The following is a 13,607-nucleotide window of genomic DNA, read 5'->3' as shown; positions in this document are numbered from 1 at the left end:
ATTGGCAGTCCTGTTTCTTTTTTAGCTGCTACTAAAATATCTAATCCTGATGATCCCATTCCCTGGAATGCATATGGTGAAGTTCTTGGTTTGAAAGCACCACCTCTTAAAATATTAGCCCCTGAAGCTTTGATTGATTTAGCTATTTCAATTACCTGTTCTTCACTTTCAACAGAACATGGTCCAGCAATCAAGGCCAGATTATCACCACCAACTTTGACTCCAGCTACATCGACAATTGTATCTTCAGGATGAAAAGCACGATTAGCTAATTTATATGGTTCAGAAACTCGCATTACATGATCTACTGCTTCATCAACTTCAATTGCTTTAGGATCGATTCTTGTAGTGTCCCCAATAATACCAATAATTGATTGTCCAGTCCCATGTACTACACTGACATTCAAACCTTTATCAGTTACCATTTTAGAAACTTTTTCTACATCATTTTCTGTTGCCGTCATTTTCATTACTATAATCATTTTAAATACCCCTTTTCCTTTTTTCAACTCTGTATATAAATAAAAGCTCTCTTCCTAAAAAGGACGAGAGCTTATGCTTCGTGATACCACCTTCATTTACTGATAGATCACTCCATCAGCCTCATCAAGTACGCCAAAACCTGGTTCATACTCTAACACTTTAACGGGTGTCTCCGGAGAAACCTACTACTAATTCAGTCCTCTACTCCAAGATGAATTCAATATTCACTAATAGACTCTTTTTCACCAGCCAAGAGCTCTCTACGCTACTTTGAATACCTACTATTTCTTTTCACAGTATTTATATCAGATGTTGTTGATAATATTCTATATAATTGCATCTTTAATGTCAATATTTTTTGTAAAAAAATTATCACGGTGAGATATTCAGTCCAAAAAGGTCTTTAATATTTTGGCGGTTTTTAAAGAAATTTTAAGATATAATTTTTTTAAGGAGGGAATTATGGAAACAATTGATATGACATTGATTGGAAAATATTTAAGAAGTATTCGATTAAAGAAAGGCTTATCACAAGCTAAGTTAGAGAAAATTTCAGGAGTATCTGCTTCAACTATTAGTAATATCGAAACTGGTAATCAAGGAGCTGCTTATAATATTTCATTACAATATATTATAAAAATTGCTCATGCTTTAGATACTAGTTTTATTCAATTGCTTAGTAAATCAGGGTTTTTACTTGCAATTGGCGAAGAATCATTTAAAAGTGATAAATCAGAAATTTATATTACCAATCATGAATTAATTAACATTTTTAATCGTCTTGGTCCAAGTCAACAACAGCATATTGTTGAACTGATTAATGAACAAATAAAATTATCTGACCAGGAAAATCAAAAAAAATTATTACAAAAGTAATAGCATTCTAATAAAAGTATACTAATACTTTTATTAGAAAAATAAAAAAAACCAATACATATAGTATTGGCATTTTATCACCATGGTGCCCAAGGCCGGACTCGAACCGGCACGGCTGTTACACCGGCAGATTTTGAGTCTGCTACGTCTACCAGTTTCATCACTTGGGCAATGTATTTGTTGTCAATCGACAGAAACTATTATATAGAATATTTTTAATAAAAGCAATAGAATTTTAAAAATTAATATTATTTATAATTTTTTATAAATAGCTATAAAATTTTTATTTCATACTCTTAAGATAATGATTTATAGGATGAAAATATGATTTTTTTAATCATTATTTTTGATTATCCTAAATAACAAATAATTTAATAAACATTTTTCTAACTGCTATTGACGAATGATAAAAAATAACGTATCTTAGTATAAAATTAACATGTGGTAAATAATTGGCAAAAGGAAGAAATAATTATGGACTATGAAAAAATTATTGGCGAACTTAATGAAATCACAAATTCATTAGACGCAACAACAGAGACTTTAGTTGGTCTTCAAGAAAACGCAAAACACGAAGATTTTTATAAAAAAATTAATGTTGATCTATATCTTGAAGCACCTATTCAAGAGCTAAGTCGCCTTGCAAATCGATTAGCAGATATTGCATACAAACTAAATAAATAACTTGCAAATAAGACATTGGTTATTAAGAAAACCAATTGTCTTTTTTGCTATAAACGAGGTAAACTATGATTGAATTATTTGAACAACGAATGAAAGAATTATTAAAAGATGATTATAATGCTTTTAAAGACGCTTTAGAAAAAAAGCCAGTAAAAAGCTTTTATCTAAATCCAAAGAAAAAAAATGTAATTGAACACTTAAATCAAAAATACATAACCAGCCACCCTTATATTAAAGATGCCTATTATTATGATTACGAAAATTATCCTTTAGGTAAACATCCATATTTTAACTGTGGTTTATATTACATCCAGGAACCTAGTGCAATGGCAGTTGCAAACTGTCTTGAATTTAATCATGATGATTATGTCTTAGATATGTGTGGTGCTCCAGGGGGTAAAACTTGTTTTGTCGCTAGTAAATTAAGCCAGCAAGGCTTAATGATCGCTAATGATATCAACCCTCTAAGAGCAAGTATCTTATCAGAAAATATTGAACGCTTCGGACTTAGTAATACTATCGTTACTAATTGTGATCCTGTTAAATTAGAAACAAAATTTACGGGTTTTTTTGATAAAATAATTTTAGATGCCCCTTGTTCTGGTGAAGGAATGTTTCGTAAACTAGATCAGGCCATTACAACATGGTCACCTAAAAAAGTAGTTGAATGTGCCCATATTCAAAGAAATTTAATCAACAGTGCTTATCAGATGCTAAAGGAAAATGGTATTTTAATATATTCAACTTGTACCTATTCTCTTGAAGAAAATGAACAGCAAGTAGATTATATGGTAAATGAGCTCAATATGAAATTATTAGACATAAAAAAACAACCAGGAATGGCTCCAGGATATCAAAATGATCAGGTTGTAAGAATGTATCCCCATTTAAATCAAGGCGAAGGACAATTTATTGCTTTATTGCAAAAGCAAAGTGCTACAAAACAAGCTAAAATCAAAGCTTTAAAACCAAATATCACTAATCAAATGAAACAATTGATCAATAAATTCTATTTAGAAAATTTAAACTGTTTGATGCCTGAATATTTGTATAATTCTAATAATCATATCTATGCAATTTTACCACAATTTCCTGATTTAAAAGGCATCAAAATACTTAGAAACGGCCTTTATTTAGGAGAATGCAAGAAAAATCGTTTTGAACCAAGTCATTCATTAGCTTTATCTTTAAATAAAGATGATGTTAAACGTTATTACAATTATAGTAGTGATAGTATTGAAGTTAATAAATATCTTCATGGTGAAACTTTGGAAGGTTCTAATCAAAAAGGTTATGGTTTAATTTTAGTTGATGGTTATCCACTTAGTTTTTATAAAGAAAGCAACAATCAAATTAAAAATCTATATCCAAAGGGGCTACGAAGATGAATCGCTATGTAATAATAAAAGATGAAGTTTATCAAATTTTAACTACTGATTGTTCTAAAAATAAAAGAAAAGATGGTTTAGATCATTTATTTAGTGTAACTACAATGTGTCAATATTTAGCTAGAATTAATAATCTAGACATTGAAGTAGCTGCAATTATTGGAATTCTTCATGATATTGCTACATATAAATTTAATTCCAGCTTTGATCATGCTAATAGAAGCGCTATGATTGCAAATGATATTTTAAAAAAGGAAGGCTTGTTTACTAACGAAGAAATTTCAACTATCGTAACTGCAATTAGAAATCATTCACATAAAGAAAGAATTGATGATTCATACAGTGAGTTAATTAAAGATGCTGATACATTAGTTTTATATCTTAGTGATAGCCAGGCCATTTTAAGCAATGAAAAACAAGCTCGAATCAATCGACTTTTAGGGGACAAATAATTGTCCCCTATTTTATATATTCAAGTATTATTTTAGCTATCTTAGTACTATTTATTATATAACTACCATGGGTTTCATCAGTTAAAATTTTTAATTCACTATTAGCAATCTCCCTTGCAAGATTTAAAGTATGCTTCTTTTTGATCACATCTTTGCTGCCAGCTAACACCAATACAGGAATAGTTATCTTATTCAACTGTTCATTAGTTATTGCTGGTTGATTCAACATCAATTCTATTTTAGGGTCATGTTTTAAAATATAACTTAATTTCATCTCTAAATATGTCTTTATTTTTAACCCATGAGGATTACAATTAGCACCACTTATAATTAATCTGCTTAATAAATTTGTTTGACTAGCAATTAATAACCCAATAATTCCACCATCACTAAAACCATAAAGAGTAACCTTATGTAAATTTAATTGCGTTATAAAAGCAATTAAATCATTAGCCATATCTTGATAATCATATTTTTCTATTGGCATACTTTGACCATGTCCACGACTATCAATACAATAACAAGTAAAATAGTCTTTTAAAATGGTAACTGCACTATCAAAAATATGATGATCTTCACCGTTACCATGAAGAAGAATTAATGGATCACCTTTACCAATAATTTCATAATATAATTTAGTATTATTTACATCTATATACATCTTTAACCACCATAATAAAAAGAGCTAGTTATACTAGCCTCTTAATTTTCAATATTAATAGATTCACCATCTTGTAATTTATAAACATTTAATGCTTGTCCTAAAGTTAAATCAATATATGGTTTATAATCAGTTGTTTTAGTATTTTCATCAATAATTTCATAACTATCAAAAACTAAAGTTATTCCTAATGTATCAGGATATAAACGAACCATTTGATCCTTACCATATTTTTCAATATCTTTTTCCATATCTTCGATTAAGTCCTGACATCCAAATACTAATCCATCTTCAATATCTTCACTTAACTCAAATGATAAATTTAAATTTGTATTAATATACTTATATGCATCTTTTAATGCCATTTTTATACCCTCCTAACACTTTAGTATAAATATATCATATTATCTAATAATTTAAAACAATAAAAATCCTTTATAATCCACTACGATAAATTAAAAACGAATATATAAATGGAACAACTACTAAAACCAATACGACAACTAACAAGGCATAAAACGCAACGTTAAAGAAACTAGCAACAATTATTATTAAACCACCTATTACCATGATATAACCAGCTAGTCGATTAGTTCGGTTCCAGTTTTCACGATTATTTAAAGTCCATGGCAAACGATAACCAATCATATAATTTTGGCGGCATTTTGGTAAATAATTGCCTAATATAATAAATATTATTCCTATTAATAATGGTATAACAAAATTTATTGAAATATGATACCCAAAAGCTACAGCAAATGTAATTGCTTCTATTATAATGGTCAATCCCGGAATAATCCAGCTAACAACTTTAATCATTTTATTAGAGTGACTACGACCTTTAGGATCGTTTAGTAACATAAACATCATAAAAGCTTGAATTAAACACATTAATACTGGCAATCCAAATACTACAATAGCTTTATTTCCATAACTGTCGATTTGCCCAGAAAAATTCCAATGAATTGGCAATTTTGCTGGTAATTGATTATAGATTAGTACACCAAATACCGATGGTATTAAGCATGCTCCACTAGTTATTAAAATTTGTTTATTTTTCATTATTGTCGCCTCCAAATTGACTTAACCACAATATCACTTCTTCTAATACTGATGTATTTAGCTCATAATAAATATAATTTTTATATTTATTTTCAAAAATCAAATCAGCTTGTTTTAATTTTGATAAATGATAAGAAACAGTTGCCTGAGTCATTTTAAAATGTTTAGCAATTTCACCAGCTGAAAGTGTTTGATCTTTTAACAATAATAAAATTTCTCGTCGAACCGGATCACTTAATGCTTTAAAAGTTTCTGCAAATCCCATTAATACCCTCCTTGATATTTAGATAGATGTCTAAATAGATTATAACAAAAATTAAAAAGTATAACTAGTTTTTTACCAGTTATACTTAATTTTTATCATATTCCTTTATACATTCTTCAACTCGATCATGAACCAGTTTAGCAATATCATTAGTATGCAAATCTTTATATTCATCATAGTATATTGGTTTTAAATAATGAATCTGTGCCGTTGTTTTCTTGATTGTATTACGATCAAATACTTTATAACTATCAATTATTGCTACTGGTACGATTGGTGCTTTAGCTTTAGTGGCAATTTTAAAGGTACCACCTTTAAAGTCTAATATCTGATTACCTTTTTTACTTCGAGTTCCTTCAGGGAAAACAAAGAAATTTTGTCCATTAGCAACCTCGTTTGCTACATATTTAATAATCTTAGCACTGCCACGAACGTTACTACGATCCATTGGAACAAATTCCAGCATTTTTAAAACGTCTTTTACCAAAATAACTGATGTTAATTCTTTTTTTACGATTGCCCGAATAGGACGTTCATGAGTACTAAAAATAGCTACTGGATCAAATAATCCCTGATGATTAGGTGCTACAAAATAACCAGATTTTTCCGGTAAATTTTCTAATCCATAGCATTTCAACTCAATACGACCTTTTTTTATAATTTTTGGAACAACGCTATAAACAAAAGCATATCTTTCTTCTAATGAGTATTTTTTAGTATTTTTAAACTTATTTACTTTATAACCCCACCAGTATGGCAAATACCAAATTACTCTGATAACAATCAATGCAATTCTTTTCATTTCTATCCCCTTCTATATATTTCTAAAGTAAAAGTTTCAAATGGCTTAGTTTCCACTAATTGATAACCATATTCTTTAAAATCAGGAAAATAAGTTTCCCCTTCATGTTTCCCTGGGATCCTAGAAATCATTAACTGATCAGCGATTGGCAAACATTGACGATAAATAGAAGCACCACCAGAAATATATAAATCTTCACCGCTTGTTTGATACTCCTTGATAACTTCTTCTAACGAATCTCTAACTTCAACTCGATCATCTTCAAACGGCTCTAAACTTACAACGATAGTTTTACGATTAGGTAATGGTCTACCAATAGCTTGATATGTTGTTAATCCCATTAAAATAGTCTTATTTATTGTAGTTGCCTTAAAATGTTTCAAATCCTCAGGTACATTCCATGGCATCCCATTTTTAGAATCCTTTTTACCAATTAAAAGATCTTCATCTGTTGCAACAATAATATTAATCATTATACACTTACCTTTCCTACTAATCTTCCATAACTTTGATATCCTTCAATTTTGATATCTTCAATTTTATAATCAAAAATTGATTTTACTTCAGGGTTTAAAATAAGTTTACACATAGGTAACGGTTTACGTGAAATCTGTTCTTTGACAACATCAAAATGATTTCTATAAATATGAGCATCACCAATTGTATGAATAAATTCTTTAGCCTCATAACCACAAGTTCGTGCCAGCATTTCTGTCATCAATGCATATGATGCAATATTAAAAGGTACCCCTAAAAATATATCAGCACTTCTTTGATATAATTGACAAGATAAATATTTTTTATCAGCACTAACATAAAATTGTAAAAAAGCATGACATGGTGGTAAAGCCATGTTATCTACCTGAGCAGGATTCCAAGCACAAATAATATGACGTCTTGAAAAAGGATTGTTTTTTAAACTATCAACCAGCTTAGCTAATTGATCAACACCCTCATAATTAAAATCACGCCATTGAGCTCCATAAACCGGCCCTAAATCACCATGTTTTAAAGCAAATTCATCATCTGTTTTAATTTTTTCAACAAACTCTTCGATTGTTTCACCATGGTAATCAGATGATTTTTTAAAAGCTTCATATGGCCACTCATTCCATATTTTTACATTACGATCAACTAAATATTTAATATTTGTATCACCTTTAATAAACCATAATAGTTCTTCAGCAATTGGCCGTAAAAACATTTTCTTAGTTGTCATTAAAGGAAAACCTTCTCTTAAATCATATCTAGTTTGATAACCAAAAACACTCCGTGTTCCAGTTCCAGTACGATCTTGACGATCTTCACCATGTTCTAATACATATTTACACATTTCTAAATATTGTTTCATTTCTTACACCTCATCGACTATTTTACAATAAATTAATTGTTTCAACAATATAAATAATAATGGTAGATTTAAAATCTACCATTATTTATGACAGCGTTGACGGTATTCTTCCATCATCTCTTTAAAAATATCCCCGTTTGAAGGTGGTGTATATGTAACAGCATTAGCACCAGCTTCAATTACCTCTTTAATTGTTTCAACAGTAGGTCCACCAGTAGCAATAATTGGAAAATCCGGTGATATTTTTCGTAATTCTTTAACTATAGCAGCTGTATTCTTCCCGCCTGATACATTAACAATTTTAGCACCGGTATACAACATCCGTTCTTCTAGATTTTCATCCAAAGAAACAATTGATAATACGACCGGAATATCTACATAGTCAGATAATTGCTGAATAAATTCTGTTTTAGTTGGTGCATTTAATACAACTGCAGTTGCCCCATGTAATTCAGCATCTAAAGCAATCTCTCTTACACGTGGTCCTGCTGTAGTTCCACCACCAACACCTGCAAATACTGGTCTTTGAGCAACGTCAATAATTGAATTTGTAATTTGCATAGTTGGTGTAAAAGGGTATACTGCTATTACAGCATCAGCATTACAGTTAGAAATTACTGCAACATCGGTTGAAAATAATAATGACTTAATTCTTTTTCCATTAATAACAATTCCTGTTGCTTCCCGAATACATTCAGGTACTAATATAGTATGGCTACGTAGTTGCGTATTTATTTTAGGTGCTACTTTTTTCATCTCAAATCTCCCCTACTTATTTTTTATAATTATACTATATCTTTATGAATTTTTAATGTCTAACTGTTAATAAAATTGTAAACTGCACCAATTAAATTGGCTTGATTAGCGAATTTACATTTAACTACTTGAGGGCGAATTTTAGCATGAGGGATTTTAGTATAAATTTTATCTAAATGTTTTTCTAATTGTTCAAGTAAATCATCACGAGCACTAATAGCACCACCAATAACAATTTTTTCTGGATCATAAACATATTGAAGATTATAAATTCCCATAGCTAATACACTAAAGTACTGATTCACATATTTTTGGTAAACTGGATTTTCACTAGCATGATCAAAAATTTCTTTACCATCTAAAGTCTCAGGTTCAACCCCTAATTCTTTAGCTACTGCTTTTACAACAGCTACAGTTGATCCAGCTTCTGACCAGGAAATATACTCATCATTTTCAATATCGTTTAAAGCTACCATGTAACCAAATTCTCCACCATGAAGATGTTTACCACGATGAATTAAACGATTCTTAACGACAGCACCACCGATTCCAGTTCCACTTACGATAAACATACAATCATCAACATCGCTAGCTGCACCTTTCCAAACTTCAGCTAAAGCTGCACAGTTAGCATCGTTTTCAAGCGTTACTTTTAAATTTAAACGTGCTTGTAAATCCTCTTTAATATTTGGACCATGAATATAATCTAAAGCACTAGAACCTTTAATAACACCTACTTCACTATCAACAGCACCTGGCATACTTAAAGCTAATCCTTCTACTTCTTGATTTAAGTCATGATAAATTTTTTCCATTTCCACGTACATTTTATCTAAACTATCAGGAGTAACAATTTTCCCTTGATTACTTACGTTACCTTCATCATCAATTACCCCGTATTTTATTGATGTTCCACCAACATCCATTGCTAAATATAACGACATTTTTTACACTCCTTTTTTTATTTATTATATCATCATATTGAATAAAACATCTGTAAGTCAGATGTTTTATTGGCGATTTTCGATTTTTTCTTTCATCATTTTAGTGAATTCATCGAAAGGTACAGTTGTTTGTTTTTGTTGACCATGTTCACGGTATGTAACAGTTTTTTCATCACGTTCATTATTTCCTAAAACTAACAAGTAAGGTACTTTTTCCATTTGTCCTTCACGAATTCGATATCCTAATTTTTCTTCACGAGCATCTAATTCTACTCTAAATCCTTGTTGTTTTAATAATGATTCTACTTCTTTAGCATATTCTAAATGATATTCATTATTAACTGGTAATACTTTGACTTGCACTGGAGACAACCATAATGGGAATACCCCTTTTGTTTCTTCAATTAAAAATGCAGTAAAGCGATCAAATGTTCCAAAAATAGCACGGTGTAAAACAACTGGTGTTTGTTTAATACCATTATTATCAACATAAGTTAATTCAAATCTTCTTGGTAATAAGAAATCTAATTGACATGTAGATAATGTAACTTCTGGTCCTACTGCTGGTTTAACTTCAACATCTAATTTAGGACCATAGAAAGCAGCTTCACCTTTAGCTTCAAAATAATCTAAATTAAGTTCTGTTAATACTTCACGTAATTTAGCTTCTGCTTCATCCCACATTTGGTCATCATCAAAATATTTTTCTTTATCATCTTTATCACGTAAAGATAATCTGAATTTATAATCTTTAATACCAAAATCTTTATATACATCTAAAATCAAATTAACTACTCGTTTAAATTCTTCACCAATTTGTTCAGGTGTTACAAATAAATGAGCATCATTTTGACACATACAACGAACACGTTCAAGTCCTTTAACAGCACCACTAGCTTCATATCTAAAATCAGTAGCAAATTCACCAATACGAATTGGTAAATCACGATATGAATGTAATGAATTTTTGTAAATTAACATGTGATGTGGACAGTTCATCGGACGTAAAACAAACTCTTCTTCATCAACTTTCATTACTGGGAACATATCATCCTTATAATGATCCCAATGTCCTGAAGTTTTATATAAATCAACAGTTCCGACACATGGGCTATAAACATGATCATATCCTAATGCCCGTTCTTTTTCATAAATATAATTTTCTAATTGTCTTCTAATAAATGCCCCTTTAGGTAACCACATTGGCATCCCAGAACCAACTAAACGATGGTTCATAAATAAGCTTAAATCTTTTCCGATTTTACGATGGTCACGGTTTTTAGCATCTTCTAATAAATCTAAATGTTCTTTTAATGCTTCTGGTGTAAGGAAACATACTCCATAAATTCTTTGTAGTACTTTATTGTTTTTATCACCTTTCCAGTAAGCACCAGAATGTTTGATCAATTTAAAATTTTTACATGCTTTAACAGTTTCAACATGAGGACCACGACATAAATCTACAAAGTCACCTTGACGATAACAGCTAATGTTTGTTCCTTCTTCAAAATTGTTAATTAGATCAATCTTGTATTCATCGTCTTTAAACATTTCTAAAGCTTGTTCTTTACTCAATTCTTCACGAACAATTCTTTTTCCATCTTTACAGATTTTTTTCATTTCTTTTTCGATTTTAGGAATGTCTTCATCTTTTATTACATCTTCACCTAAATCGATATCATAATAAAATCCTTCGCTAACTACTGGTCCAACCCAAAATTTAGCTTGAGGATATAAATGCTTAACAGCCTGTGCCATAACATGAGCACAAGAATGATTTAACACGCTTAATTGTTCATCTTCTTTAAAATTAATCATTTTTCTCTCCTATCCAGAAACGTAAAACAGTTTCTTTTGTTTTTTCATCATAATATTTATTTTCTAATTTACCGCCACATTTTTCAATTGTTTTTCTAGAAGCAATATTTTCCTGGTTACATGTAAGTAAAACCGGATAAATTTCCCATCGTTTACAAATTTCAATTACTTCTTTTAACATCGCTGTTGCATAGCCTTTTTTACGCATACTAGGCAAAATACTATAACCAATATGACCGCCATGATTAATTAAACAATTATTTAGACAATGACGTAAATTAATGGTTCCGACAATTTGATCATTTTCAAGATAAAAATATGTTGTTGCTGGTACAAAACCAGGTTCAAGATTTATCCCTAAATGATTTTGCTTTTCTCTTTTAATCCATTTATGGTAATCTTGATAAAATTGGCATCCACCATCACCATTAACATATTTTTCACCAAAGGCATATGTTTCTTGAAGATAATCTTTCATCATCGTTTCATGTTGATAATCAGGATATACTAATTTAGCCATCTAAAATTCTCCTTTAATAAAAAATACCCTCATCCAAAGGACGAGAGTATCGTGGTACCACCTTTTTTCGTTATTAAAAATAACCTCTAAGCTATAACGCACTACCGACATTCTCTTTCGAGTGTTGCATATTAGGGAGTACCTAAATATTCTTATCAAGGCTTTCACCAGCCGCCTTTTCTCTAAATCAAAGAATTACTTAGACATGTCCTAAATTATCGCATCTAATTTCAAATACAATTCTACATATTTATTATTTTAAAGTCAATAAATTATTTATCTTTATCTTCCGCTTGATGAAGATAATATGCCATTTTAATATTATCTGTTTCTTTTTTTAATGCCTTATATACATATTTTGAAGGCATTTTAGTAAACATTGTAACCGTGTCACATTTTATACAGTATAAAGCCTGAATCCCCCGAATATTAATTCTTTTAATCCAGTCACCTTCTGCTTTGCAGATTCCACATTCAATCTTATTTTGCGGTTCAACTATTTGTATTCTCATTTTTCATCACCCAAAAAATAGTATGCACTAATCAATTTAAAATATTTGTCATATTTTAATTCTATTTTTTACCATTAACTAATTTTTTCAAATCTTTTACTTCTTGCAGTTTTAAAATTCGATATGTTCCTGGTGTCAATCCTTTTAAATTTACACATCCTACACTTAATCGATGCAATCTTTTTACAGGATGCCCAACACTTTCAAACATTTTTTTAACTTGTCGATTTTTCCCTTCATAAAGTTTAATTTGCAGTACTGTTGTTTTATGTTCAGTATCTTTGTTGATAACTTTAATTTTACAAGGTAATGTCTTTACACCTTCTAGATAAATTCCTTTTTCAAGTTTGTGTAAAGTAGCACCGTTTATCAATCCATTAATGGAAACTTCGTAAATCTTTTCTAAATGATAACGTGGATGCATGATCATATTTGCAAATTCACCGTCATTAGACATAATTAATAAACCTGTTGTATCATAATCTAAACGACCAACTGGATAAATTCTTTCTTTAACATCTGTAAAATAGTCAGTTACTTTAGGACGGTCAAATTCATCATCTAAAGTACAAACGCATCCTTTAGGTTTATAAAATAAATAATAGACTTTATTTTCTGTAACAATTGGTTTTCCATCTACCGTAATAAAATCACCTTTTTTTACTTTAGTCCCTAATTCAGTAACAATTTCTCCATTTACGGCAACCTTACCTTGAATAATTAAATCTTCAGCTTTTCTTCTTGATGTATAGCCGCTTGCTGCAATTGCTTTTTGTAATCTTTCCATATTTATCTCACCTACTTTTTTATCATTATACTGAAAAGTTTGCCAAAAGCAACAAAATTTAATCGTAGTTTTATACTTCCATATATTTTTATTAAAATCAATAAATTCTAATATTACCATAATTATAATGTTGATTAGCGAATTATATTAGCTAATTATTTTCAAATTAAATTAGTTATTTTTGAAGAAGATTTTTATAAATTAATTATGATAGTCAAATTATTTTAACTATTATATTTAAATTAT

Annotated in this window: 17 protein-coding genes, 1 tRNA gene, 1 pseudogene and 1 other annotated feature; of the genes and pseudogenes, 4 read left to right on the top strand and 15 right to left on the bottom strand. The window is 29.7% G+C overall.

Annotation, left to right across the window (positions count from 1 at the left end):
• Window positions 1–482: pseudogene (locus B5E92_RS13505) on the bottom strand (3-deoxy-7-phosphoheptulonate synthase); the annotation flags it as partial.
• Window positions 483–538: 56 nt separating this feature from the next.
• Window positions 539–787: a binding site (T-box leader), on the bottom strand.
• Window positions 788–945: 158 nt separating this feature from the next.
• Here B5E92_RS13505 and B5E92_RS13500 point away from each other — a divergent pair.
• On the top strand, window positions 946–1,359 hold the full coding sequence (locus B5E92_RS13500) for a helix-turn-helix domain-containing protein (protein ID WP_087303078.1): 414 nt from the start codon (window positions 946–948) through the stop codon (window positions 1,357–1,359).
• Between the two features lie 83 nt (window positions 1,360–1,442).
• On the opposite strand, the gene B5E92_RS13495 is transcribed toward B5E92_RS13500, so the two are convergent.
• A tRNA-Leu gene (locus B5E92_RS13495) sits at window positions 1,443–1,529 on the bottom strand.
• Window positions 1,530–1,833: 304 nt separating this feature from the next.
• Between B5E92_RS13495 and B5E92_RS13490 the strand changes: the two genes are divergently transcribed.
• From B5E92_RS13490 to B5E92_RS13480, 3 genes are all read left to right on the top strand, one after another.
• Window positions 1,834–2,043 (top strand): hypothetical protein, encoded by a 210-nt coding sequence (locus B5E92_RS13490; protein ID WP_087303076.1) that lies wholly within the window; start codon window positions 1,834–1,836, stop codon window positions 2,041–2,043.
• Window positions 2,044–2,108: 65 nt separating this feature from the next.
• The gene (locus B5E92_RS13485) at window positions 2,109–3,431 is read left to right on the top strand and encodes an RsmF rRNA methyltransferase first C-terminal domain-containing protein (RefSeq protein WP_087303074.1); all 1,323 of its coding nucleotides are present in this window, start codon (window positions 2,109–2,111) and stop codon (window positions 3,429–3,431) included.
• Entirely contained in the window at window positions 3,428–3,883 is a 456-nt protein-coding gene (locus B5E92_RS13480; protein ID WP_087303072.1) for an HD domain-containing protein, read from the top strand. Before B5E92_RS13485 ends, B5E92_RS13480 begins: the two co-directional genes overlap by 4 nt.
• A gap of 7 nt (window positions 3,884–3,890) precedes the next feature.
• Here B5E92_RS13480 and B5E92_RS13475 read toward each other — a convergent pair whose 3' ends face one another.
• From B5E92_RS13475 to B5E92_RS13415, 13 genes are all read right to left on the bottom strand, one after another.
• The gene (locus B5E92_RS13475; protein ID WP_087303070.1) at window positions 3,891–4,544 is read right to left on the bottom strand and encodes an alpha/beta fold hydrolase; all 654 of its coding nucleotides are present in this window, start codon (window positions 4,542–4,544) and stop codon (window positions 3,891–3,893) included.
• Between the two features lie 41 nt (window positions 4,545–4,585).
• Window positions 4,586–4,909, bottom strand: coding sequence for a hypothetical protein (locus tag B5E92_RS13470; RefSeq protein WP_087303068.1), 324 nt, complete (start codon window positions 4,907–4,909; stop codon window positions 4,586–4,588).
• 70 nt (window positions 4,910–4,979) lie between these two features.
• Window positions 4,980–5,606, bottom strand: a complete 627-nt coding sequence (locus tag B5E92_RS13465) for an SdpI family protein (protein ID WP_087303066.1) — start codon at window positions 5,604–5,606, stop codon at window positions 4,980–4,982.
• Window positions 5,596–5,871 (bottom strand): autorepressor SdpR family transcription factor, encoded by a 276-nt coding sequence (locus B5E92_RS13460; RefSeq protein WP_087303064.1) that lies wholly within the window; start codon window positions 5,869–5,871, stop codon window positions 5,596–5,598. The genes B5E92_RS13465 and B5E92_RS13460 overlap by 11 nt, the downstream gene beginning before the upstream one ends.
• A gap of 85 nt (window positions 5,872–5,956) precedes the next feature.
• The gene (locus B5E92_RS13455) at window positions 5,957–6,673 is read right to left on the bottom strand and encodes a 1-acyl-sn-glycerol-3-phosphate acyltransferase (protein ID WP_087303062.1); all 717 of its coding nucleotides are present in this window, start codon (window positions 6,671–6,673) and stop codon (window positions 5,957–5,959) included.
• Between the two features lie 2 nt (window positions 6,674–6,675).
• Window positions 6,676–7,146 (bottom strand): dihydrofolate reductase, encoded by a 471-nt coding sequence (locus B5E92_RS13450; protein ID WP_087303060.1) that lies wholly within the window; start codon window positions 7,144–7,146, stop codon window positions 6,676–6,678.
• Window positions 7,146–8,024 carry a thymidylate synthase gene (locus tag B5E92_RS13445; RefSeq protein WP_087303058.1) on the bottom strand — a complete coding sequence of 293 codons (879 nt, stop codon included), beginning with the start codon at window positions 8,022–8,024 and terminating at the stop codon, window positions 7,146–7,148. Before B5E92_RS13445 ends, B5E92_RS13450 begins: the two co-directional genes overlap by 1 nt.
• A gap of 81 nt (window positions 8,025–8,105) precedes the next feature.
• On the bottom strand, window positions 8,106–8,780 hold the full coding sequence (locus tag B5E92_RS13440) for a hydrolase (RefSeq protein WP_087303056.1): 675 nt from the start codon (window positions 8,778–8,780) through the stop codon (window positions 8,106–8,108).
• A 59-nt stretch (window positions 8,781–8,839) separates the two neighbouring features.
• The gene (locus B5E92_RS13435; RefSeq protein WP_087303054.1) at window positions 8,840–9,724 is read right to left on the bottom strand and encodes an ROK family protein; all 885 of its coding nucleotides are present in this window, start codon (window positions 9,722–9,724) and stop codon (window positions 8,840–8,842) included.
• A 66-nt stretch (window positions 9,725–9,790) separates the two neighbouring features.
• Window positions 9,791–11,542 carry a threonine--tRNA ligase gene (thrS, locus tag B5E92_RS13430; protein ID WP_087303052.1) on the bottom strand — a complete coding sequence of 584 codons (1,752 nt, stop codon included), beginning with the start codon at window positions 11,540–11,542 and terminating at the stop codon, window positions 9,791–9,793.
• The gene (locus B5E92_RS13425) at window positions 11,535–12,062 is read right to left on the bottom strand and encodes a GNAT family N-acetyltransferase (protein WP_087303050.1); all 528 of its coding nucleotides are present in this window, start codon (window positions 12,060–12,062) and stop codon (window positions 11,535–11,537) included. The genes thrS and B5E92_RS13425 overlap by 8 nt, the downstream gene beginning before the upstream one ends.
• 272 nt (window positions 12,063–12,334) lie before the next feature.
• A complete protein-coding gene (locus B5E92_RS13420; RefSeq protein WP_087303048.1) occupies window positions 12,335–12,574 on the bottom strand; it encodes a hypothetical protein in 240 nt (79 codons plus the stop codon).
• Between the two features lie 61 nt (window positions 12,575–12,635).
• Complete coding sequence (locus tag B5E92_RS13415) at window positions 12,636–13,361, bottom strand: pseudouridine synthase (RefSeq protein ID WP_087303046.1); 726 nt, start codon at window positions 13,359–13,361, stop codon at window positions 12,636–12,638.
• Window positions 13,362–13,607: the final 246 nt, after the last annotated feature.

It is taken from the genome of Erysipelatoclostridium sp. An15 (assembly GCF_002160675.1).
In the GTDB taxonomy this organism is placed as follows: Bacteria; Bacillota_I; Bacilli_A; order Erysipelotrichales; family Coprobacillaceae; genus Thomasclavelia; species Thomasclavelia merdavium.
This window is presented reverse-complemented; position numbering and strand designations above follow the sequence as displayed.

Excerpts from the sequence above, each read along its gene's own strand:
- B5E92_RS13500 (WP_087303078.1), top strand. The coding sequence starts at position 946 with ATGGAAACAATTGATATGACATTGATTGGAAAATATTTAAGAAGTATT.
- B5E92_RS13490 (WP_087303076.1), top strand. The coding sequence starts at position 1,834 with ATGGACTATGAAAAAATTATTGGCGAACTTAATGAAATCACAAATTCA.
- B5E92_RS13485 (WP_087303074.1), top strand. The coding sequence starts at position 2,109 with ATGATTGAATTATTTGAACAACGAATGAAAGAATTATTAAAAGATGAT.
- B5E92_RS13480 (WP_087303072.1), top strand. The coding sequence starts at position 3,428 with ATGAATCGCTATGTAATAATAAAAGATGAAGTTTATCAAATTTTAACT.
- B5E92_RS13475 (WP_087303070.1), bottom strand. The coding sequence starts at position 4,544 with ATGTATATAGATGTAAATAATACTAAATTATATTATGAAATTATTGGT.
- B5E92_RS13470 (WP_087303068.1), bottom strand. The coding sequence starts at position 4,909 with ATGGCATTAAAAGATGCATATAAGTATATTAATACAAATTTAAATTTA.
- B5E92_RS13465 (WP_087303066.1), bottom strand. The coding sequence starts at position 5,606 with ATGAAAAATAAACAAATTTTAATAACTAGTGGAGCATGCTTAATACCA.
- B5E92_RS13460 (WP_087303064.1), bottom strand. The coding sequence starts at position 5,871 with ATGGGATTTGCAGAAACTTTTAAAGCATTAAGTGATCCGGTTCGACGA.
- B5E92_RS13455 (WP_087303062.1), bottom strand. The coding sequence starts at position 6,673 with ATGAAAAGAATTGCATTGATTGTTATCAGAGTAATTTGGTATTTGCCA.
- B5E92_RS13450 (WP_087303060.1), bottom strand. The coding sequence starts at position 7,146 with ATGATTAATATTATTGTTGCAACAGATGAAGATCTTTTAATTGGTAAA.
- B5E92_RS13445 (WP_087303058.1), bottom strand. The coding sequence starts at position 8,024 with ATGAAACAATATTTAGAAATGTGTAAATATGTATTAGAACATGGTGAA.
- B5E92_RS13440 (WP_087303056.1), bottom strand. The coding sequence starts at position 8,780 with ATGAAAAAAGTAGCACCTAAAATAAATACGCAACTACGTAGCCATACT.
- B5E92_RS13435 (WP_087303054.1), bottom strand. The coding sequence starts at position 9,724 with ATGTCGTTATATTTAGCAATGGATGTTGGTGGAACATCAATAAAATAC.
- thrS (WP_087303052.1), bottom strand. The coding sequence starts at position 11,542 with ATGATTAATTTTAAAGAAGATGAACAATTAAGCGTGTTAAATCATTCT.
- B5E92_RS13425 (WP_087303050.1), bottom strand. The coding sequence starts at position 12,062 with ATGGCTAAATTAGTATATCCTGATTATCAACATGAAACGATGATGAAA.
- B5E92_RS13420 (WP_087303048.1), bottom strand. The coding sequence starts at position 12,574 with ATGAGAATACAAATAGTTGAACCGCAAAATAAGATTGAATGTGGAATC.
- B5E92_RS13415 (WP_087303046.1), bottom strand. The coding sequence starts at position 13,361 with ATGGAAAGATTACAAAAAGCAATTGCAGCAAGCGGCTATACATCAAGA.